This window comes from Halomonas sp. DQ26W, assembly GCF_003339685.1.
GTDB lineage: Bacteria > Pseudomonadota > Gammaproteobacteria > Pseudomonadales > Halomonadaceae > Halomonas.
In genome coordinates this window covers 89,250-108,695 of record NZ_QPKI01000005.1, presented here as the reverse complement: position 1 = coordinate 108,695, position 19,446 = coordinate 89,250, and the positions used below count along the sequence as shown (strand labels likewise).

The 19,446-nt window shown below is 62.4% G+C and carries 19 protein-coding genes and 1 riboswitch; of the genes, 8 read left to right on the top strand and 11 right to left on the bottom strand.

Annotated features, from left to right (window positions below):
- Nucleotides 1-178: 178 nt before the first annotated feature.
- From thiC to DU490_RS04100, 5 genes are all read right to left on the bottom strand, one after another.
- Nucleotides 179-2,068 carry a phosphomethylpyrimidine synthase ThiC gene (gene thiC / locus DU490_RS04120; protein WP_114573070.1) on the bottom strand — a complete coding sequence of 630 codons (1,890 nt, stop codon included), beginning with the start codon at nucleotides 2,066-2,068 and terminating at the stop codon, nucleotides 179-181.
- Nucleotides 2,069-2,109: 41 nt separating this feature from the next.
- A complete protein-coding gene (gene tenA / locus DU490_RS04115; protein WP_114573069.1) occupies nucleotides 2,110-2,778 on the bottom strand; it encodes a thiaminase II in 669 nt (222 codons plus the stop codon).
- Nucleotides 2,779-2,861: 83 nt separating this feature from the next.
- A riboswitch (TPP riboswitch) is annotated at nucleotides 2,862-2,993 on the bottom strand.
- Between the two features lie 87 nt (nucleotides 2,994-3,080).
- A complete protein-coding gene (locus DU490_RS04110; protein ID WP_114573068.1) occupies nucleotides 3,081-4,010 on the bottom strand; it encodes a lysophospholipid acyltransferase family protein in 930 nt (309 codons plus the stop codon).
- Nucleotides 4,011-4,015: 5 nt separating this feature from the next.
- Nucleotides 4,016-4,405: a hypothetical protein gene (locus DU490_RS04105; protein ID WP_181869951.1), complete on the bottom strand. Its 390-nt coding sequence runs from the start codon at nucleotides 4,403-4,405 to the stop codon at nucleotides 4,016-4,018.
- 88 nt (nucleotides 4,406-4,493) lie between these two features.
- Nucleotides 4,494-4,886 carry a VOC family protein gene (locus DU490_RS04100; RefSeq protein WP_114573067.1) on the bottom strand — a complete coding sequence of 131 codons (393 nt, stop codon included), beginning with the start codon at nucleotides 4,884-4,886 and terminating at the stop codon, nucleotides 4,494-4,496.
- Nucleotides 4,887-4,926: 40 nt separating this feature from the next.
- Here DU490_RS04100 and DU490_RS04095 point away from each other — a divergent pair, with 40 nt between their 5' ends.
- The 7 genes from DU490_RS04095 (at nucleotide 4,927) to DU490_RS04065 (ending at nucleotide 13,719) form a co-directional block, all read left to right on the top strand.
- The gene (locus tag DU490_RS04095; RefSeq protein ID WP_114573066.1) at nucleotides 4,927-5,571 is read left to right on the top strand and encodes a class I SAM-dependent methyltransferase; all 645 of its coding nucleotides are present in this window, start codon (nucleotides 4,927-4,929) and stop codon (nucleotides 5,569-5,571) included.
- A gap of 250 nt (nucleotides 5,572-5,821) precedes the next feature.
- Nucleotides 5,822-7,240 (top strand): MFS transporter, encoded by a 1,419-nt coding sequence (locus DU490_RS04090; RefSeq protein WP_114573065.1) that lies wholly within the window; start codon nucleotides 5,822-5,824, stop codon nucleotides 7,238-7,240.
- Between the two features lie 154 nt (nucleotides 7,241-7,394).
- Nucleotides 7,395-9,200, top strand: a complete 1,806-nt coding sequence (locus tag DU490_RS04085) for an acyl-CoA dehydrogenase (protein WP_114573064.1) — start codon at nucleotides 7,395-7,397, stop codon at nucleotides 9,198-9,200.
- Nucleotides 9,201-9,286: 86 nt separating this feature from the next.
- The gene (locus DU490_RS04080; RefSeq protein ID WP_114573063.1) at nucleotides 9,287-10,918 is read left to right on the top strand and encodes an acyl-CoA synthetase; all 1,632 of its coding nucleotides are present in this window, start codon (nucleotides 9,287-9,289) and stop codon (nucleotides 10,916-10,918) included.
- A 23-nt stretch (nucleotides 10,919-10,941) separates the two neighbouring features.
- Nucleotides 10,942-11,790, top strand: a complete 849-nt coding sequence (locus DU490_RS04075) for a 3-hydroxybutyryl-CoA dehydrogenase (protein ID WP_114573062.1) — start codon at nucleotides 10,942-10,944, stop codon at nucleotides 11,788-11,790.
- A 34-nt stretch (nucleotides 11,791-11,824) separates the two neighbouring features.
- The gene (locus DU490_RS04070) at nucleotides 11,825-12,802 is read left to right on the top strand and encodes an MDR family oxidoreductase (protein ID WP_114573061.1); all 978 of its coding nucleotides are present in this window, start codon (nucleotides 11,825-11,827) and stop codon (nucleotides 12,800-12,802) included.
- A 143-nt stretch (nucleotides 12,803-12,945) separates the two neighbouring features.
- Nucleotides 12,946-13,719: an enoyl-CoA hydratase-related protein gene (locus DU490_RS04065; RefSeq protein ID WP_114573060.1), complete on the top strand. Its 774-nt coding sequence runs from the start codon at nucleotides 12,946-12,948 to the stop codon at nucleotides 13,717-13,719.
- A 77-nt stretch (nucleotides 13,720-13,796) separates the two neighbouring features.
- Here DU490_RS04065 and DU490_RS04060 read toward each other — a convergent pair whose 3' ends face one another.
- Nucleotides 13,797-14,678, bottom strand: coding sequence for a DMT family transporter (locus DU490_RS04060; RefSeq protein WP_114573059.1), 882 nt, complete (start codon nucleotides 14,676-14,678; stop codon nucleotides 13,797-13,799).
- Between the two features lie 229 nt (nucleotides 14,679-14,907).
- On the opposite strand from DU490_RS04060, the gene DU490_RS04055 reads away from it, so the two are divergent.
- Nucleotides 14,908-15,348 (top strand): YtoQ family protein, encoded by a 441-nt coding sequence (locus DU490_RS04055; RefSeq protein ID WP_114573058.1) that lies wholly within the window; start codon nucleotides 14,908-14,910, stop codon nucleotides 15,346-15,348.
- Nucleotides 15,349-15,529: 181 nt separating this feature from the next.
- Here the strand turns inward: DU490_RS04055 and DU490_RS04050 are convergent, their stop codons facing one another.
- The 5 genes from DU490_RS04050 to DU490_RS04035 all read right to left on the bottom strand — a co-directional run bounded on the left by DU490_RS04050 (nucleotide 15,530) and on the right by DU490_RS04035 (nucleotide 19,373).
- Nucleotides 15,530-15,973 (bottom strand): DUF411 domain-containing protein, encoded by a 444-nt coding sequence (locus DU490_RS04050; protein ID WP_114573057.1) that lies wholly within the window; start codon nucleotides 15,971-15,973, stop codon nucleotides 15,530-15,532.
- The gene (locus DU490_RS17125) at nucleotides 15,970-16,122 is read right to left on the bottom strand and encodes a hypothetical protein (RefSeq protein ID WP_181869950.1); all 153 of its coding nucleotides are present in this window, start codon (nucleotides 16,120-16,122) and stop codon (nucleotides 15,970-15,972) included. Before DU490_RS17125 ends, DU490_RS04050 begins: the two co-directional genes overlap by 4 nt.
- Before the next feature lie 59 nt (nucleotides 16,123-16,181).
- The gene (locus DU490_RS04045; RefSeq protein ID WP_114573056.1) at nucleotides 16,182-16,502 is read right to left on the bottom strand and encodes a hypothetical protein; all 321 of its coding nucleotides are present in this window, start codon (nucleotides 16,500-16,502) and stop codon (nucleotides 16,182-16,184) included.
- A gap of 85 nt (nucleotides 16,503-16,587) precedes the next feature.
- Entirely contained in the window at nucleotides 16,588-16,881 is a 294-nt protein-coding gene (locus tag DU490_RS04040; protein ID WP_114573055.1) for a DUF2933 domain-containing protein, read from the bottom strand.
- Nucleotides 16,878-19,373, bottom strand: coding sequence for a heavy metal translocating P-type ATPase (locus DU490_RS04035; RefSeq protein ID WP_258801253.1), 2,496 nt, complete (start codon nucleotides 19,371-19,373; stop codon nucleotides 16,878-16,880). Before DU490_RS04035 ends, DU490_RS04040 begins: the two co-directional genes overlap by 4 nt.
- Nucleotides 19,374-19,446 lie beyond the last annotated feature (73 nt).

Genomic DNA, 19,446 nt, shown 5'->3' with positions numbered 1-19,446 from the left:
CGACTTTTCAGACAGTGCCTTGCACAAGGGGTGGCATAAGCAGTTACCGGCCACTGTCATGGCTACAGGCTACATCCGCACCTTCTTCGCTGTCGCCATGGGACGAAAAAAAAACACGCCGGCCATTGGCCGGCGTGCAACGTTTTCCAAGCATCGGGAAAGAAAGCATCGGGAAAGATCAGACTTCCTTGTAGAGCTCGGCACCCTCCTTCCTGAATTTTTCCGCCTGCTCCTCCATGCCTTTCATCACCGCTTCCTGATCGCCATCGAGGCCGTTGTCCCTAGCGTAGTCGCGGACCTCCTGGCTGATCTTCATGGAGCAGAACTTCGGCCCGCACATGGAGCAGAAGTGGGCCACCTTGGCGGAGTCCTTGGGCAGGGTCTCGTCGTGGTACTCCCGGGCGGTATCCGGGTCCAGGCCGAGATTGAACTGGTCCTCCCAGCGGAACTCGAAGCGCGCCTTGGAGAGGGCGTTGTCGCGGCGCTGGGCGGCCGGGTGCCCCTTGGCGAGGTCGGCGGCGTGGGCGGCGATCTTGTAGGTGATGATGCCGGTCTTGACGTCGTCCTTGTTGGGCAGGCCCAGGTGCTCCTTGGGCGTCACGTAGCAGAGCATGGCGCAGCCGAACCAGCCGATCATCGCCGCGCCGATGCCGGAGGTGATGTGGTCGTAGCCCGGGGCGATATCGGTGACCAGCGGGCCGAGGGTGTAGAAGGGCGCCTCGTCACAGTACTCGAGCTGCTTGTCCATGTTCTCCTTCACCAGGTGCATGGGCACGTGGCCGGGGCCCTCGATCATCACCTGGACGTCGTGCTTCCAGGCGATGTGGGTCAGCTCGCCCAGGGTCTTGAGTTCGGCCATCTGGGCCTCGTCGTTGGCGTCGGCCACCGAGCCGGGACGCAGGCCGTCACCCAGGGAGAACGCCACGTCGTACTGCTTGCAGATCTCGCAGATCTCCTCGAAGTGGGTGTAGAGGAAGCTCTCCCGGTGATGGAACAGGCACCACTTGGCCATGATCGAGCCGCCGCGGGAGACGATGCCGGTGACACGCTTGGCGGTGAGCGGCACGTAGCGCAGTAGCACCCCGGCGTGGATGGTGAAGTAGTCCACGCCCTGCTCGGCCTGCTCGATCAAGGTGTCGCGGAAGACCTCCCAGGTGAGGTCCTCGGCGACGCTGTTGACCTTCTCCAGGGCCTGGTAGATCGGCACGGTGCCGATGGGCACCGGCGCGTTGCGGATGATCCACTCGCGGGTCTCGTGGATGTTCTGGCCGGTGGAGAGGTCCATGATGGTATCCGAGCCCCAGCGGATGCCCCAGGTCATCTTGTCGACCTCCTCCTCGATGGAGGAGGTGACCGCCGAGTTGCCCAGGTTGCCGTTGATCTTCACCAGGAAGTTGCGGCCGATGATCATCGGCTCCGATTCAGGGTGGTTGATGTTACAGGGGATGATCGCTCGGCCGGCGGCGACTTCGGCGCGCACGAACTCCGGGGTGATCTCTTCCGGCAGGCGGGCACCGAAGCCCTGGCCGGGATGCTGATGGCCGAGGATACGCTCGACTTCTGCCGTGCCCAGCGCTTGGCGCCGCTGGTTCTCGCGGATGGCGATAAATTCCATCTCCGGCGTGACGATCCCCTGGCGAGCGTAGTGCAGCTGGGTGACGTTCATTCCGGCTCTTGCGCGGCGTGGCGTGCGTTTCAGGTCGAAGCGCAGCTGGGCGAGCATGGGGTCGTTGGCACGGCGCTGCCCGTATTCAGAGGTGGGCCCATCGAGGAATTCGGTGTCGCCGCGCTCTTCAATCCAGGTACGGCGCAGCTCCGGCAGGCCACGGCGCAGATCGACACTGATCTCGGGGTCGGTATAGGGGCCAGAGGTATCGTAGACCAGTAGCGGCGGGTTCTCTTCGTCCGCAGCGGAGGTTTTCGTTGGCGACAGCGATATCTCGCGGAAGGGTACGCGAATGTCGGGGCGTGAGCCTTCGATGTGGACCTTGCGCGAGCCGGGCAGCGGCTGGATGGCGGCCTCGTCGACCATGGCGGTATCGGCGAGGAAGTGCTGAGTCTTGCTCATGGGTGGAAATCCTTGTTGCGTTTGTTGTCGTTGGGGAAGGCTCAGAGGCTGCGGTCCAGCCCCATCTGCCAGAAGTCGATCTCTAGTCGCGTGGCGTCGCGAAATACGTCGGTAAGCTCTTTGAGGCGCGTCGGGGTGACGTCGGCCAGGCGCGCATCGAGCCATTCCAGTTCGGCGCGCATGGCGCCCTGAAACTCGTCGCCCTCATACATGCCGATCCAGGCGTCATAGGGGTTGGCATCACCGCGGACGGTGTCCGGCCGGCCATTCAGCCAGTTGGCGATCTCGCCATAGCCGATCAGGCAGGGTGCCAGGGCCACGTGAAGGTCGAGCAGGTCGCCGCGATTGCCGGTATCCAGCACATAGCGGGTATAAGCCATGGTGGCTCGCGCCTCGGGCAGCCGGGCCAACTCCTCTTCGCTGATGCCCCATTCGCGGCAGTAGCCCACGTGCAGACCCAGCTCCACGTCGACGATGGCCTTCAAACCTTCATGTGCCTGGCGCAGGTCGGCCAGGGTGCGGCTCTTGTAGGCGGCCAGCGCATAGGCTCGGGCAAAGTGGATAAGGAACAGGTAGTCCTGCTGCAGGTAGTGGCGGAAAGCATCCTCGGCCAGGGTGCCGTTCCCGAGAGCGCGCACGAAGTCGTGCTCGATATAGGCGCGCCAGTCGTCCTGGCAGGCGGCGGTGAGGTCGGTAAAGCGATAGCCCATCTTGCCTCCGGTAGTGAGGGGATCCGGAGTGTGGGCGGGGGAAGGAAGAGGTGGCTGGGGTCAGGCGACGGTAGGTGCCGCGAAGGGGGCCACCGCTTGATCCCTACGCCGGTACGAGCCGGATCAGGTTCTACGGGCCCCGCCGTGACGACTGCTCAAAAAGCAATGTCGTATGGCGATCTCAGCCGGTTCCACCGGCACCCCGTCAAGCGTCTGCACCAGTCTAGCAGGCTGGCAGCGTGGTGCCAGCCATCAAGAAGACAAAATCATGGAAACTATTTCTAATAAATTCATAAGATATTCTAGTAAAGCCGGAAGGAGCCATGCTCCGGATGCCCTTGCTGCTCCTCGATCACCTTGCGGTATCGCTTGTACTCCCACTGGTACTGGGCAGGGTCCAGCGCGATGGCATCCTCGACGCAGGCATTAACGCCGGTGGCCGAGGCGGTCTCGTCGGTCTCGTAGACGCGTGCGTCGGCGGCCAGGAAGTGAATGGCGAAGCCGCGGCCGGGGGTGCGCTTGGCCACGCCGGTGACGACCCGTGCGTCGGTGCGGGCCACGAGCTTGGGGAGCAGGGTCGCGGTGTAGGCCAGGCGGCCGTAGAAGGGGGCGAAGACGCCGCTGCCCCAGCTGGGTTCCTGGTCAGGCAGGATGCCGATGGCTTCGCAGCGCTTGAGGGCCTTGAGCAGTGCCGCCACGCCGCGGGGGTTGGTGGGTACCAGCTTGGCGCCCATGCGCTCGCGGCCTTCACGGGTCACGGGGTCGAGTTCGTCGACCTTGGGCGGCTCATACATGGCGGTGAAGGGGAAGTGGCTGGAGAGCCAGAAGTTGAGCACCTCCCAGTTGCCGAAATGCGGCGCCAGCACGATGACGCCTCGTCCCTGGGCGCGGGCCTCGTCGAGCAGTTCCCGGCCGTGGACTTCGACGATGGCGGCCTCGACCCGGGCCGGGTCGGCCATCCAGGCGAAGCCCAGTTCGAGCATGGTGGCGGTGGAGTGCGTGAGGCTTTCGCGGGCCAGGCCACGACGCGCTGCCGCGCTCTGGTCGGGGTAGACCTGGGCCAGATTGATCTCGGTGACGTCTCGCTCGCGCCGACTGAAGCGATACACCAGTGGGCCGACCAGGCGGGAAAGACGCCACAGGCTGGCGAGGCGACGACCGGCGAGGGTTCGCCACAGCGTGGTGGCGAGACGCGCCTGAATGGCGCTGGAACGGGATCGTGATGCGCTCATGAGCCTCAGAACAGCCAGGTGTCCACGTTATCGGGCGCGCGCTTCTCCTGCAGGCTCTTGAGCCCTTTTACGCAGCGAATCACCAGCCAGATCACCGCCAGCAGCCAGGTGACGAAGCCGATCATGATAAGCGTCAGCAGGCCGGAGACCGCAAAATAGAGCATCGACATCCAGAAGGTGCGGATCTGATAGCGGTAGTGCTCGTCGAGCCAGTGTGGCCCCTTGCCGCGGTAGACATAGGCGATAACCACACCGATCACCTGTGTCAGCCCGCCGCTGACGATGCCGGCCAGAAACAGCGCATAGATGACGATGGGTATGGTGGTGTCGGGTGAGCCCGGGTCGGTCACGGCCCGGTGGTCACGGTCATCATCGGGGTGCAGATTATCGGTCATGTCACGTCCAGCAAGTGAATGGCGAGGTGTCTTGCTAAGTTGGCCAACTCCAATGATACCGGCCAGACGGGACAATGCCAGTCGGCGGTTATTCGCTGGCCGTCTTCAGCGGCCGGCTGATCTCCAGCAGGTTGCCGTCCGGGTCGCGCAGGTAGAGCGACTCGATGGGCCCGGTGGCGCCCTGGCGGTCGACCGGACCGAGCTCCACCGCAACATCGAGCGCTTCCAGGTGTCGCTGCACTTCGTCCAGCGGCAGCAGGCTGCGCAGGCAAAGGTCGAGGCTCCCCGGCGTGGGGGTGGCGGCACGGGGCTCGATGTCGGTAGCTGTCCATTGCAGTCGCAGGGCCACGTCGCCGAGGATCAGGTCGACGCGTTCACGGTCGCGATAGCGCACTTCGAGCCCCAGCACCCGCGAATAGAAGTCGACAGCGCGGGAAATGTCGGTCACGGTGATGACCAGGTGGTCCAGACCTGACAGCATTCACATCTCCTTGAAAGGTTGTACTGGCACAGAGGATACGATGATGCTGACCTGCCCGCTATGCGGATCTTGCGATACGCGCCACTACCATCGCGATGTCCGACGTGACTACCACCAGTGTGAACAGTGCGAGCTGGTCTTCGTGCCGCCTGCTCAGCGCCTTGCTCCTGACGCGGAGAAAGCGGTCTACGATCAGCACCGGAACAGTCCCGGCGACACCGGTTATCGGCAGTTCCTGTCACGGCTTTACACGCCGCTGCGCGCTCGGCTGGCACCGGGTGCCTGCGGCCTCGATTTCGGTGCCGGCCCCGGCCCGACCCTCTCGGTCATGTTCGAGGAGGCGGGACACCCCATGGCGATCTTCGATCCCTTCTACGCACCCGACCCCGCGGCCCTGCAGCGTAAATACGATTTCGTCACCGCCACCGAAGTGGCCGAGCACCTCTTCGAACCGGGGCGTGAGCTCAAGCGACTGGCGAGCGTGCTGCGGCCCGCTGGCTGGCTGGGGCTGATGACCAAGCGGGTCACCACCCAGCAAGCCTTTGCCCGTTGGCACTATATTCTCGACCCCACTCATGTGGTTTTCTTCAGCGAGGCCACCTTCGTGTGGTTGGCCCGCCATCTCGACATGCGCCTCGAGCTGCCTGCCGCCGATGTGGCCCTCTTGCAGTGCAAGCGAAGGTAAGCGCACCCAAAGCCAACGTCCAGCAGGGGTACTGCTTGTTTTTCGATAAGTCTCTGTTATGCAGGCATGAAAGTGCTGTTTCTGCGTTGACTTATGGGGATGGCGGCGTATGATTTGCGCCGCGACATCCCGCCTCACGGACGCTTGTGTATCGTGAGAAGCCTGGCGGGCATTCTCGGCAGGTCCTGCCACACTGTTACCCATCGTTGCCTTACTTGCTGTTTCTTCCACCGCTGTCGAGAGGCCCTTCATGTCGCGGCAATTGTTGGCCATGGCCCTGGCGCCCCTGTTGGGACTTTTCATTCTGGGGATCGGTAATGGCTTCCTGGCCACGCTGATCACCCTGCGTCTGGACGCAGCGGGCGAGTCTCCGGTGGTGATCGGCTGGGTCTCGTCGGCCTACTTCATTGGTCTGGCGCTGGGCGCGATGTTCAACGACCGGCTGCTGCTGCGTATCGGCCATATTCGCGCCTATGGGAGTTTCGCGTCACTGGTTGCGGTCACCGTGTTGCTTCAAGGGCTGTGGCTTGACCCCATCTCCTGGTTCGGGCTTCGCTTGATCGGCGGCTGGGCCACGGTGGGAGTCTATCTGGTCATCGAGAGCTGGCTGCTCACCTCCGGAGACCAAAAGGTTCGCGGCCGCCTGCTGGCACTCTACATGATCTCGCTATATGCCGCCGGTGTCCTCGGCCAGTTGCTGCTGGGCGTGACTGATGCCATGGGTGTCACCGCGCCGTTCATGGTGATCGGTATGCTGGCGTCGCTGTCGGTGCTGCCCATGGCCATGATCCCACGGGTGTCACCACTGATCGAGCATGCCGAGCCGCTCTCGCCGATGCGCCTGATCACCCTTACGCCGACCGGGGTGATGGGTAGCTTCGGCTCGGGGTTGGCGGTGGCTGCCGTCTATTCACTACTGCCGCTTTACCTGCAGCGCATCGGCCTGACGGTGAACCAGATTGGCCAGATGATGGCGGTGGTGATCCTGGGGGCGATGTTGCTGCAATACCCCATCGGCCGCTGGTCCGATCGCCACGATCGTCAGATGGTACTGATCCTGATCGGCACCTTCTGTACGCTGATTTCGGCTGGCATGCTGCTGTTGCCGCTGAATACCTGGATATTGGCGAGTTTGCTCTTCCTGCTCGGTGGCGGCGTCTTCGCGCTTTACCCGGTTGCGGTAGGCCATGCCGCTGACCGTGCCCCGGCGGGAGCTCTCGTACGCATGAGCCAGGGCCTGCTGCTCATCAATGCCATAGGCTCCACCGTGAGCCCGCCGCTGATTTCGCCGATCATGGCGGCGGTGGGCGATACTGGCCTGTTCTGGGCCTTTGGTGCCATGAGCATCAGCATGGTGGTCTTCTTCGGTTGGCGGCGAAGCGTTCGACCGGCGCCGCTGCCGGTGGCTCCGTTCTCGCCTTCTACGCCCATGTCGTCGGCCGGTGCCGAGCTGGCTGTGACCGAGGAGCTGATGCAAGGCGCAACCGAACACGAGCACGTAGAGGATCTGTCCGGTGCGGTGCCGGAGGTGGATACGGTCGAGCCGCTGGTTGGTCCGCCGCCCCCCGATGAGTCGCATATCGCCTACTACGAGGATGGGGAGGCGCCCCCCACGGCGCCCGACAAGCAGCGGTTGCCAGATGACACGGCGAGTGCCTCCCGCGGCTGAAGCGGATGGCTTTTTCCCCCTCGTTTTCTGCGCCCGATGTCTTGTGTATCGGGCGCATTGCCTTTGGCTGGCGAATCGCCTGCAACCTAGGGATAATGGTTAACGAAAAGTAGTGCATCTACTATTCCGGCTATCATTTTCCCGAGGTACTGTCATGTTTCCCTACACTGCCCCTGTTCGTGACCTTCGATTCGTGCTCGAGGAGCTGCTCGAGCATCGCTCGCTGGCCCTGCCTGGCTTCGAGGAGGTCAGCCCGGACCTGGTCGAAGCGGTACTTGAGGAAGCCGCCAAGCTGGCGGGCGGGGTGTGGGGGCCGTTGAATGCCAGCGGTGACCAGCAGGGCTGTACCCGCCATGAAGATGGTGGCGTGACCCTGCCCGATGGCTTCATCGAAGCGTACCGGGCCTATGTCGAGGGCGGCTGGAACGGTATTGGTGTGTCCGAGGCACTGGGTGGCCAGGGGCTGCCCGAGGTGGTGGCAAGCAGCGTGCAGGAGATGCTTCACGGCGCCAACATGGCATTGGGGCTTTGCCCGATGCTAACCGCCGGCGCCATCGAGGCGCTGGCGCACCACGGTAGCCACGCGCTCAAGGAGACCTACCTGCCCAAGCTGGTCGAGGGCAGCTGGACCGGCACCATGAATCTCACCGAGCCCCAGGCCGGATCCGACCTTTCCAAGGTGCGTACCCGTGCGGTGCCATGCCCTGATGAAGAGGGTGATCACTATCGGCTGTTTGGTCAGAAGATCTTCATCACCTGGGGCGAGCACGAAGCCGCCGAGAATATCATCCACCTGGTACTAGCCCGTACCCCGGACGCCCCCGAGGGCAACAAGGGCATCTCGCTGTTCCTGGTGCCGAAGTACTTGGTAACTGAGCCCCTGATCAATGACGACGGTTCCCTGGGTGAGCGTAACGACGTGGTCTGTGCCTCCATCGAGCACAAGCTTGGCATTCATGGCTCACCCACCTGCACCCTGAGCTTCGGCGAGAGCGAAGGCGCCATCGGCTACCTGGTGGGCGAGAAGGGGCGTGGCCTCAACCACATGTTCACCATGATGAACGAGGCTCGCCACAAGGTTGGTATCCAGGGTATCGGTGTGGCCGAGCGTGCCAGCCAACACGCCTTTGCCTATGCGCTGGATCGCGTGCAGGGCAAGGCACGGGGCACTGAAGTCACCATCAGCGAGCATCTCGATGTGCGTCGCATGCTGTTGTCGATGCGTGCCCGTACCGACGCCCTGCGCGCCCTGGCGCTTTACTGTGCGGCTCAGCTCGACGTGGCGCGCCATGGAGGTGCTGGAGAGCGCGAGGTCGCTCAGGCTCGGGCTGACGTGCTGATTCCGGTGGTCAAGAGTTTCTCCACCGATCAGGCGGTGGATATCGCCTCCATGGGGGTGCAGGTTCACGGCGGCATGGGCTTCATTGAGGAGACCGGTGCCGCTCAGTTGTTGCGCGATGCCCGCATCGCACCGATCTACGAAGGCACCAACGGCATTCAGGCGCTCGACCTGGCCGGCCGCAAGTTACAGCGTGACGGCGGTGCGGCTCTGGCTGGCTTGATCGAGGAGGTCGAGGCCACGGCCAGCGAACTGCGTGACAGTAGCGAGCTTGCAACCATGGGTGAAAGCCTTGCCGCCGGTGCCGCCGACCTGCAAGCGGCCATGGCTGTCGTGCTTGAACAGGGCCGCGACCCCCAGCGGGGTCCGGACGCCATCCAGGCCTACGCCACGCCTTTCCTCAACCTGGCTGGCCATGTGCTGTGCGCCTGGCAGATGGGGCAGTCCGCCCTTAAGGCCAGCGCCGCCCAGGCCGCCGGTAGCAACGAACCGTTCTACCAGGCCAAGCTGGCCGCCGCCGACTTCGCCCTGCGCCAGTGGTTGCCGGTAGGCCGCGCCAACCGCAGCGTGATCGAAGCGGGAATGGCGAGCCTGCAAGACTTCGACGTCACGCTTCCCTGAGTAGCATTTGCACCGGCCGTCAAAGCGGTGGCCGGTGCGCTAGACTTCTGCATCCCCATAAAAACGACACTCACTCGGAGCCCACCATGAACAACAGCATCTTCGAACAGGGCCTGCCCAAGAGGCAGGCCAACCACGTACCGCTGTCGCCGCTGACCTTTATCGAGCGTAGCGCTTCTGTTTACCCGGACTACCCGGCGGTCATCCACGGTGATATCCGCCGTAACTGGGCCGAGACCTGGGCGCGCTGCCGCCGGCTCGCCTCGGCGCTGGAAAAGCGCGGTATCAAGCCCGGCGAAACGGTAGCCGCCATGCTCCCCAACGTGCCGGCAATGTTCGAGGCCCACTTTGGCGTACCGCTGGCAGGCTGCGTGCTCAATACCCTGAACATTCGGCTGGATGTGGAGGCCATCGCCTACATGCTCGAACATGGTGAGGCCCAAGCGGTTCTGGTGGATCCAGAGTTTGCCGACGTCATCGAGGAGGCCGTCTCGCGGCTGGCGATCAAGCCGCTGATGATCGACGTGGACGATGCCCTCTTCGATGGCGAAGCCCGTCATATCGGTGAGCTGGAGTATGAGGCCCTGCTGTCGGAGGGCGACCCCGACTACGCCTACCGGTTGCCCGAGGACGAGTGGCAGGCAATCTCGCTCAACTACACCTCCGGTACCACCGGCAAGCCAAAGGGTGTGGTGTATCACCATCGGGGGGCCTACCTGAATGCCGTGAGCAACATCCTCGAATGGGCCATGCCGCATCATCCGATCTATCTGTGGACACTGCCAATGTTTCATTGCAATGGTTGGTGCTTCCCATGGACCATTGCCGCCAATGCCGGTACCAGCGTGTGCCTGCGCAGGGTCGACCCGAAGAAGATCATGGACCTTATCGCTGACGAGGGTGTGACCCACTTCAGCGGCGCCCCCATCGTGCTCAACGGCCTGGTCAATCTTCCTGTGGAGCAGAAGCGCGTGTTCGACCACCCGGTGAAGGTCACCACCGCCGGTGCTGCGCCACCAGCTTCGGTGATCGCCGGGGTCGAGAAGCTCGGTATCGAGGTGACGCATGTCTATGGTCTCACTGAGGTCTACGGGCCGGTGACCGTATGCGCCTGGCGCGAGGCGTGGAATGAGCTGCCGGTGGAGGAGCGGGCGAAGATCAAATCGCGCCAGGGCGTACGCTACCATATGCTCGAAGCCCTCTGTGTCGCCGATGCCAATACCCTTGAGCCTGTACCCAAGGATGGCGAGACGGTTGGCGAAATATTGATGCGTGGTAATAACGTAATGAAGGGCTACCTCAAGAACGAGGCGGCAACCGAGCAGTCTCTGGAGGGTGGCTGGTATCACACTGGCGATCTGGCAGTATGGCATGCGGATGGTTACATCGAGATCAAGGACCGCTCCAAGGACATCATCATTTCCGGTGGCGAAAACATCTCCACCATCGAAGTGGAAAATGCCATCTATACACATCCGGCCGTGGAAGAGGCTGCCGTGGTGGCGAAGCCCGACGAGAAGTGGGGTGAGACACCCTGTGCCTTCGTCAAGCTCAAGGTGGGTTACGGCGAGGTTTCTGAAGCGGACATCATCGAGCATTGCCGCGAGCACCTGGCCCGCTTCAAGGTGCCCAAGACGGTGATCTTCAGCGAACTGCCCAAGACCTCCACCGGCAAAATTCAGAAATTCGTGCTGCGTGAAGAAGCGCGCAAGTCGTAACGCCTCACAGGAGAGTGACATATATGAACTCACAGCAGATTGGTGTGGTTGGCGCGGGAACCATGGGGCAGGGCATCGCACAAGTCCTGGCGACAAGCGGCTTCTCGGTCCAGCTTTATGACGTGGCCGATGAGCAGCTCACCCGTGCTCAAGCGGGTATCGACAAAGGGCTGAGCAAGCTGGTGGCCAAGGAGAAACTCTCCGAGGCCGACAAGGCGTCGGCCATGGAGCGGCTTGCGGTGACCACAGCACTGGACGCCCTGTGTGACTGCAGCGTAATCATCGAGGCAGCACCGGAGCAGCCGGCACTTAAGGAAAAACTGTTCCGCGACCTCAGTCGGCTGAGCTTTGATGCGATTCTTGCCTCCAATACCTCATCGTTGTCGCTGACCCGTCTTGCCGCGGTGTGCGAGCGTCCCGAGCGGGTGGTCGGTATGCACTTCTTCAACCCGGTGCCGGTGCTCAAGTTGGTCGAAGTGATTCGTGCCGAGCAGACCAGTGACGCCACCGTGGTGCAGATCGAGACATTGGCCGAGGCCTTGGGCAAGACCGCGGTGGCCATCGCCGACTCGCCTGGGTTCGCCGTCAACCGCCTGCTGGTGCCGATGATCAACGAGGCGGCCTTCCTGCTGCAGGAAGGGGCCGCGACCGCCGAGGACATCGACCAGTCGATGAAACTCGGGGCCGCCCATCCCATGGGGCCGCTGGCATTGGGCGACCTGATTGGCTTGGATGTCTGCCTGGCGATCATGGAGGTGCTGCAGGAGGGCTTCGGTGACCCCAAGTACCGGCCCTGTCCGCTACTCAAGCGCATGGTCGCTGCCGGCTACTTGGGCAGAAAGGCGGGCCGCGGCTTTCACGTCTACGAGTAACGAGACCATCAAGATTCTTCTCAGGAGGTGAGCAATGTTCAAGGCGATCTTGATCGAGAAGCAGGAGGCAAATCAGCGGGTCGGCATCCAGACACTGGATGATTCGCAGCTACCGGACGGCGATGTGACCGTTCGGGTCGACTGCAGCACGCTCAACTACAAGGATGCGCTCGCCATCACCGGCAAGGGTCCGGTGGTCAGGAATTTTCCCATGGTGCCGGGGATAGACCTGGCAGGGACGGTGGAAGAATCTTCTTCCGCTGACTACCAGCCGGGTGACCGTGTCCTGCTCAACGGCTGGGGTGTAGGCGAGACGCATTGGGGCGGTTTGGCCGAAAAGGCGCGCCTGGAGAGTCGTTGGCTGATTCCTCTTCCCTCTGCCTTCAGCGCTCGCCAAACCATGGCCATAGGCACTGCCGGCTACACGGCGATGCTCGCCGTCATGACGCTGGAGCGTCAGGGCGTCGCTCCGGACCAGGGAGATGTGCTGGTGACCGGCGCAAACGGCGGTGTCGGGAGCTATGCCATTGCACTGCTGTCGCGACTGGGTTATCGCGTCATCGCCGCAACCGGGCGGCCGCAGGAAGCGGCGTACCTGCGAGAGCTGGGTGCGCAGCAGATCATTGACCGCGGAGAACTGTCGGCGCCCGGCCGGCCACTAGCCAAGGAGCGCTGGGCCGGTGCCATCGACTCGGTGGGCAGTCATACGCTGGCCAACGTCCTGGCAGCGACACGCTACGGTGGCACGGTGGCGGCCTGTGGATTGGCGCAAGGCATGGATCTCCCTTCCAGTGTCGCCCCGTTCATCCTTCGAGGTGTGACGCTCGCTGGCATCGACAGTGTCATGAAACCCTACTCGGAGCGTATCGAGGCCTGGCGTCGGCTGGGCGAACTGCTAGATCCCGGACAGCTGGATGCCATTACCCAGACCATTGGCCTTGATGATGCCATCAAACAGGCTGAGGAGCTGCTGAAGGGCAAGGTGCGCGGAAGAATCGTTGTCAGCATGTAGTAATGCTTCACTGGCTTGTCTGCGTCCGAATCATGTGCGGGCATATCTCGACAAAAAAGGGGATTGCCGGCCTACCAAGCGTTCGCTAGGGTAGACTGGTGTCCCTTCAACAAGACAGCATTTGTACTGATCAGGAGTCCCACATGAGCGAGAAGCTGATCGACATCGACGATCTTGATGGCGTCGTACGCCTGACCATCACCCGGCCCAAGGCATTGAACGCGCTGAACAGCGCCGTGCTCGCTGAACTGGAAGCGATTCTTGAAGACCTGGAGAAGCGCGACGACCTGCGTGCCTTGCTGATAACCGGCTCGGGGGAGAAGTCCTTCGTTGCCGGTGCCGACATTGCTGAGATGCGCGACAAGACCCCGGAGGAGGCGCGTGCCTTCGCCGGACAGGCACTGCGCACCATCAAGCGACTGGAAGCGCTACCGGTGCCGGTGGTCGCCCTGGTTAACGGCTTTTGTCTTGGCGGCGGCTGCGAACTGGCGTTGGCCTGCGACTGGGCCGTAGCCAGCGATAATGCCGTCTTCGGTCAGCCCGAGGTGCTGCTGGGCGTGATCCCCGGATTTGGCGGCACCCAGCGCCTACCACGGCGTGTCGGCCCGGCCATGGCGCTGGACCTGGTTACCACTGGCCGCAAGATCGACGCCAACGAGGCCCTGCGCATCGGCCTGGTCAACCGCGTCATGCCCCAGGCCGAACTCGTGGCCTACGCCGATGAATTGACCAAGCAGCTGTCCGGCAACGGCCCGCTAGCGGTGCGCGGTGCCAAGCAGGCGGTTCACGACGGCATGGAGCAGGATCTGGACAGCGCCCTGGCGCTGGAAACGGCCCTGTTTGCCTGCTGCTTCGCCGGTGACGAGCAGAGCGAAGGCATGAGCGCCTTCGTCGAGAAGCGCAAGCCGAACTTCTGAGGCCATCAGTAGCGCATAGAGGCGGTAGTGGCTATCTGGCCGCTACCGCCTTTTTTTCTCCGCTGCCAGACAATTACTCAGGCCACATTGCGTTGGCGCAGCCGGATCATCCGCGTGGCGATGGCGGTGCCGACCAGGGTGATTGCCATGCCGACCAGCATTTGCAGGCTGAGTCGCTCCTCGAGCAGCAGATAGCCCCACAACAGCGCACTGATCGGCACCAGGAAGGTGACCGTAGAGGTGGCGGTGGCACCGGCACTGGATATCAATCCGAAATAGAGCAGGAATGCCACTGTGGTGCTGAACACCGCCAGGCCAAGGCCATTGGCCCAGGCCAGCCCGCTGATGGGCTCCGAGGGCCATAGTAGCAGGCCGGGAATCAGCAGGATCAGCGCCGACATCGCGGTGCTGCCGGCGGCAAGCACTGGTACCGGTAGATGTGACATGTAGGTCTTGGAATAATTGCTCGCCACGCCATAGCAGAAGGTGGCCCCAAGCGCTGAAACAATGAACCAGCCGTCGCCACCCAGTGTGAAGTCCAGCCGGTTGGCCGAGAGCACGTAAACTCCGACGAAGGCGAGGGCGAGGCCCAGGTATTGCTGGCGCTGTACCGGGGTGGTGAAGAACAGCGCACCGAGCAGTGCGGTTAAGATCGGAGTAGTGGCATTGATCAGCGAGGTGAAGCCGGCCTCCAGGCGCACCGTGGCCAGGGCCAGCAGCACGAACGGCAGTACATGGTTGATCAGGCCCAGCAGCAGCAGCGCGCCCTTGTTTTCCCAGACCAGCTTGAGGTAGCGCAGGCTGAGCAGCAGTGGGATCAGCAGCAGGGCGCCGACGCCCATCCGAACCAAAATCAGCGGCACGGGGCCGAACTCGGGTACCGCCACCCGCATGAAGATGAATGACATACCCCACAGCGACGAGAGCAGAATCAGGCGCAGGGAATCGGCCGGTGTCATGCGGTGTCCTTGTACAGGCGATGGCAGAAGGGGGAGCGTAATCTATGCTGCCAGACTATGGGAAGCCTTCTACCTATCAATGATCGTGATCCCAGCCATCAAGAAAAAGCGTATTTCAAGCGCCCCACCGACGACGATCCAGCCTACTTCCTGGACGCTCACCAGTCCGGGAGTCAACGACGGTATCATCGGCTATGATGGGTTTCCATTTCCATCTACTGGAGTTCCGATGAGCTTTTATGTCTACCTTTCCGGTGAAATCCACACCGATTGGCGTGACGACATTCAGCGTGGCGCCGAGGCGGCCGGCCTGGACATCGTCTTTACCTCGGCGGTAACCGACCACGCGGCCAGCGACGCCGCCGGTGATCATCTCGGGGAGGAGAGTAATTCGTTCTGGCGTGATCATAAATCGTCCAAGGTTAATGCCATCCGCACCAAGACGCTGATCGAGCAGAGCGACCTGGTGGTGGTTCGTTTCGGAGACAAGTACAAACAGTGGAATGCCGCCTTCGATGCCGGTTACTGTGCGGCCCTGGGCAAGCCATATGTCTCCCTGCATGGCGAGGAGATAGTCCATCCGCTCAAGGAAGTCGATGCCCAGGCCATGGCCTGGGCGACCACCACCGATCAGGTGGTCGAGATCCTACGCTACGTCACCAAGGCGTGACTCTCCCAAGTCCTTTCTCACCAACTGCTTGGCTACATGGCGTGGGATGAGATACAGGGATTATTTATGGTTCTTCACACTTTGGCGTGAATCTGCTCTGCACAGACTGCATTGTGGAAGGACGCCTCGGCGATAGCGACGCTGGCGCTCCCGTTTGTTGAACGGGAACGCGTGGTGTGGGCTACAGGGTCATGAAGGGCATGGACTCCTGGTCGGTGAACTGGTAGACCTCCCAATCACCCTGCTTTGGTCCTGGCATGCCAGGCGATCCGATGGGCATGCCGGCGAGGCCGATACCGCTGATTTTTGGCTGCTCCTGGAACAGTTGCTCCACCGCCTCGAAGGGTACGTGGCCCTCGATGGCATAGTCACCCATCAGGATGGTGTGACAAGACCCCTTGCCATAGGGCAATCCGACCTGCTGCTTGATCTTGCCAACCTCCACATCGTCGATGACGGTGACTGCGACGCCTCGCTCCTCCAGCTGGCGAGCGTATTCGTGGCAGCAGCCGCATTCCGGGTTCATGTAGAGCGTGGCTTCGTCAGGCATTGCGGCCTGTGCGGTGGCGGCCCCACCCAGTAGCAGGGCGGAGGAGAGCATAAGTGAGGTAATTGAACGGTTCATGAGCTTGCTCCGGTTGCGGACTTGGCAGAGGTAAACAGGTACTTGAGCAGGGCGGCGGTACCCAGGCCCAGCAGGGAAAGGATCGCCAGCGGTATCAGCCAGCCAAGCCAGCTCATGTTGCCCATCAGGGCGAGGCAGTTGGTCATCATGTCAGTCACTCCTGACGAATGGTTGGGTGTCGAGCCGAGAGGGCTCGTCGGGCATTCGTTCAGGCTCTGGGAGGACGCAGAGGGGGCAGGAAAGTGCGCTTCACGTAGGCCACCGCGGGCGCAGTGGCCGAGACGGCGGGCTCGACAGTAGACAGTGAGAATGACGGCATCAGCGCCGAGCAGGCGGAGCAGCGATGATCATCCGTATCGGCTGCGTCGAGCTGCATCGCTGCCTGGGGCGTCAGCAGGCAGTCGGCCTGTTCGGCCTGCCTTGCGCCATGACTCGACAGGCTGGTCATCGCCAGCAGCAGCGCGAGCAGCAGGGCCAGGAACCGGCCTCTTGCTCGTCCGTGCTGTGATGTATCGATCTGCCGTGTCATGGAGACCCCCTTTATGGTGTTGCCTCTATATTGAAACCGATCCAGCGCGTTATTTCATTGACGTGGCGCAAAGAGCGCATAGCGATCAGTCATCGCCATGTCGGTGGCCATGGCGGTGCATCAGGAAATGCATGCCAAGGCACAGCAACATCGGCAGAACCAGCAGCCAGGTGCCGCCACCCAGGGTTTGGCCGCGCCACATGACAAAGAGCAGGACGCCACCCATCGCCACCAGGCAGAAGGTCATCATCCAGCGGTGCAGGGTGCTGGAATGCTCGTCTTTATCCGACGTTTTATCCGGCTCGCTGTTTGGTTGTGCGACAGCATCTTTTGTTGGATCTTCTTGGGCACGCTGGTTGGGCAGGTGAGTTCGAGTCATGCGTGGTCTCCTGAGGGTTGTTCTCTCGCATAGCGCCGCTTGAGCAGCAGCGAGTTACCGATTACCGAAAGTGAACTGGCCGTCATGGCGATGACACCGATCATGGGGTGCAGCAGGCCAGTGGCGGCGATGGGGATGGCGGCCAGGTTGTAGCCGCTGGCCCAGACCAGGTTCTGTACGATCTTGCCGAAGGTCGCCTTGGAGAGATGCATGGCATCCACCACGGCTGTCAGTTCGCCGCGCACCAGGGTCACATCGGCAGCCTCGATAGCGACATCGGCACCGGCACCGATGGCAATACCCACGTTGGCCTGCTTCAGCGCGGGGGCATCGTTGATGCCGTCGCCGACCATGGCGACATGATCACCGTGCTTTTCTTGAAGCTTCTTGATGGCGTCCACCTTGCCATCGGGAAGCACCTCGGCTTGCACTTCGTCGATGCCCACTTCATCTGCCACGGCGCGGGCGGCGCGTTCGTTGTCGCCGGTGATCATCACCACATGCAGCCCAAGGTCATGCATCCCGCGAATGGCGTCCTTGGACTTCTCCTTCAGTGTGTCGGCTACGGCCACAAGACCCACCGCTTGGCCGTCGGCAGCCACGATGACAACCGTGCGCCCCTTCTCCTCGAGTTGCTGCTTGGTCTTTACCAGCGCCTCGAGGCCGCTTATGCCTTCTTCTTCCAGTAACTTTTGATTACCAATCAATACCTTTTCGTCACCCACCTTGCCGGATACGCCTCGTGCACCGGTGGACTTGAAGTCGCTGACCTGTTCGGGTGTTACATCGCGCTCCTTGGCCCCGTCCACGATGGCTCTCGCAATGGGGTGCTCCGAAGCGTCTTCAACGCTTGCCGCCAAGGTCAGGAGTCGCTTCTCTTCTACCCCTTCGACGGGAACGACATCGGTGAGCTTCGGTTCGCCGCGGGTGATGGTGCCGGTCTTGTCGAGCACGATCACCTTGATGTCCTTGAAGGTCTGGATCGCCTCACCCGAGCGGATCAGGATGCCGCGCTCGGCGCCGATGCCGGAGCCCACCATCAGCGCCGTGGGGGTGGCAAGGCCCAGGGCGCAGGGACAGGCGATGACCAGTACGGCAATGGCAGCCAAAATGGCGAGGATTGGCGTGGAGGCTGTCGGATCGACCCAGGGCAGGAAGTTGGCGCCCCATTCAAGGATCGGTCGCAGGGCATCGCCCGCGAGTAGCCAGGCCAGGAAACTGACCAAGGCGATCACCAGGACTGCCGGTACGAATCGGCCGGTCATGCGATCGGCGAACTCCTGGATCGGCACCCGGGAGCCCTGGGCCTCATCGATCAGCTTGACCACCTGAGACAGGAAGGTATCGCCGCCCACCCGGGTGGCCTCGACTCGCAATCGCCCCTCCTTGTTGATGGTGGCGCCGATGACGCTGTCGCCCTCGCTCTTGTAGACCGGCACCGATTCGCCGGTGGCGATGGATTCGTCGAGGTGACTCTCGCCTTCCACCACCTTGCCGTCGGTGGGAATCTTGTCGCCGGGGCGAACGATCATGATATCGCCGGCTTCCAGCTCTTTTACGGAGACTTCCACCTCTTCACCGTCGCGATCGACCCGGGCGGTCTTGGCGCTCATGTCCATCATGCGGCGAATCGCTTCGGAAGCCCGGCCTTTTGCCATTGCCTCCAGATAGCGACCCACGAGATGGAAGGTCATAATCGTGGCCGCCATCTCGATAAAGGAGGTCATGGGAAAGAAGAAGCCGAGCAGCCCCAGCAGGTAGGGGGGCAGGCTGCCCATGGAAATCAGCACGTCCATGTTGAAAGTGCCGTTTTTCAGCGAGCGCCACGAGGCCTTGTGGGTTGCCGCTCCGCCGTAGAGGAAGACCACTGGAAAGGCGAGCACGGCAATGATGGCCAGGTAACCGGGAATCGGCTGCCAGAACATGTGCGGCATCATCAGGATCATGATCAGGGTGGTGGGAACCGCCGCGATGATCAGCCGCTTGCGTGCTTCCTGAAGATAGTCCTTCTCGATCTGGCTATCGTCATCGCCCTCTACGTCGCTCTCGTCATGAACGCCCTTGACGTCATACCCGGCTCCCTCGATGGCCTGCTTCAGGGCGTCGCCACCGGGGCCGCCCTTGCCCAGCGTGACGGTGACCCGGTGACTGGCGATATTGGTCTGGACGTCTTCGACTCCTTCCAGGCGCTCCAGTGTCTTGCGTACGATGCCGGCGCAATGATCCGAGCCCATGCCCGGGACGTTGAGGCGGATCTTGCGTTGGGTGGCACCGCCGCGAATGGCCTTGACGTCGTAACCGGCGCCTTCGATTGCCTGCTTGAGCGCTTCGCCATCGGGGCCGTTGTCCTCGTCGACACTGACGCGTACCCGGTGGCTGGCAATATTGGTCTGGATCTCTTCCACGCCGTCCATTCGCTCGATCGTTTCGCGAACAATACCGGCGCAGTGATCGCTGCCCATGCCAGGCACCGTCAGGGTTATCTGTTTCATGCTCGTGTCCGTCATTGCATTACCTCTAGCGGGTGGCGTCGAGCGGGCAGCCCTATCTGGCCTCCCGCCATGG

Excerpts from the sequence above, each read along its gene's own strand:
- thiC (WP_114573070.1), bottom strand. The coding sequence starts at position 2,068 with ATGAGCAAGACTCAGCACTTCCTCGCCGATACCGCCATGGTCGACGAG.
- tenA (WP_114573069.1), bottom strand. The coding sequence starts at position 2,778 with ATGGGCTATCGCTTTACCGACCTCACCGCCGCCTGCCAGGACGACTGG.
- DU490_RS04110 (WP_114573068.1), bottom strand. The coding sequence starts at position 4,010 with ATGAGCGCATCACGATCCCGTTCCAGCGCCATTCAGGCGCGTCTCGCC.
- DU490_RS04105 (WP_181869951.1), bottom strand. The coding sequence starts at position 4,405 with ATGACCGATAATCTGCACCCCGATGATGACCGTGACCACCGGGCCGTG.
- DU490_RS04100 (WP_114573067.1), bottom strand. The coding sequence starts at position 4,886 with ATGCTGTCAGGTCTGGACCACCTGGTCATCACCGTGACCGACATTTCC.
- DU490_RS04095 (WP_114573066.1), top strand. The coding sequence starts at position 4,927 with ATGATGCTGACCTGCCCGCTATGCGGATCTTGCGATACGCGCCACTAC.
- DU490_RS04090 (WP_114573065.1), top strand. The coding sequence starts at position 5,822 with ATGTCGCGGCAATTGTTGGCCATGGCCCTGGCGCCCCTGTTGGGACTT.
- DU490_RS04085 (WP_114573064.1), top strand. The coding sequence starts at position 7,395 with ATGTTTCCCTACACTGCCCCTGTTCGTGACCTTCGATTCGTGCTCGAG.
- DU490_RS04080 (WP_114573063.1), top strand. The coding sequence starts at position 9,287 with ATGAACAACAGCATCTTCGAACAGGGCCTGCCCAAGAGGCAGGCCAAC.
- DU490_RS04075 (WP_114573062.1), top strand. The coding sequence starts at position 10,942 with ATGAACTCACAGCAGATTGGTGTGGTTGGCGCGGGAACCATGGGGCAG.
- DU490_RS04070 (WP_114573061.1), top strand. The coding sequence starts at position 11,825 with ATGTTCAAGGCGATCTTGATCGAGAAGCAGGAGGCAAATCAGCGGGTC.
- DU490_RS04065 (WP_114573060.1), top strand. The coding sequence starts at position 12,946 with ATGAGCGAGAAGCTGATCGACATCGACGATCTTGATGGCGTCGTACGC.
- DU490_RS04060 (WP_114573059.1), bottom strand. The coding sequence starts at position 14,678 with ATGACACCGGCCGATTCCCTGCGCCTGATTCTGCTCTCGTCGCTGTGG.
- DU490_RS04055 (WP_114573058.1), top strand. The coding sequence starts at position 14,908 with ATGAGCTTTTATGTCTACCTTTCCGGTGAAATCCACACCGATTGGCGT.
- DU490_RS04050 (WP_114573057.1), bottom strand. The coding sequence starts at position 15,973 with ATGAACCGTTCAATTACCTCACTTATGCTCTCCTCCGCCCTGCTACTG.
- DU490_RS17125 (WP_181869950.1), bottom strand. The coding sequence starts at position 16,122 with ATGATGACCAACTGCCTCGCCCTGATGGGCAACATGAGCTGGCTTGGC.
- DU490_RS04045 (WP_114573056.1), bottom strand. The coding sequence starts at position 16,502 with ATGACACGGCAGATCGATACATCACAGCACGGACGAGCAAGAGGCCGG.
- DU490_RS04040 (WP_114573055.1), bottom strand. The coding sequence starts at position 16,881 with ATGACTCGAACTCACCTGCCCAACCAGCGTGCCCAAGAAGATCCAACA.
- DU490_RS04035 (WP_258801253.1), bottom strand. The coding sequence starts at position 19,373 with ATGAAACAGATAACCCTGACGGTGCCTGGCATGGGCAGCGATCACTGC.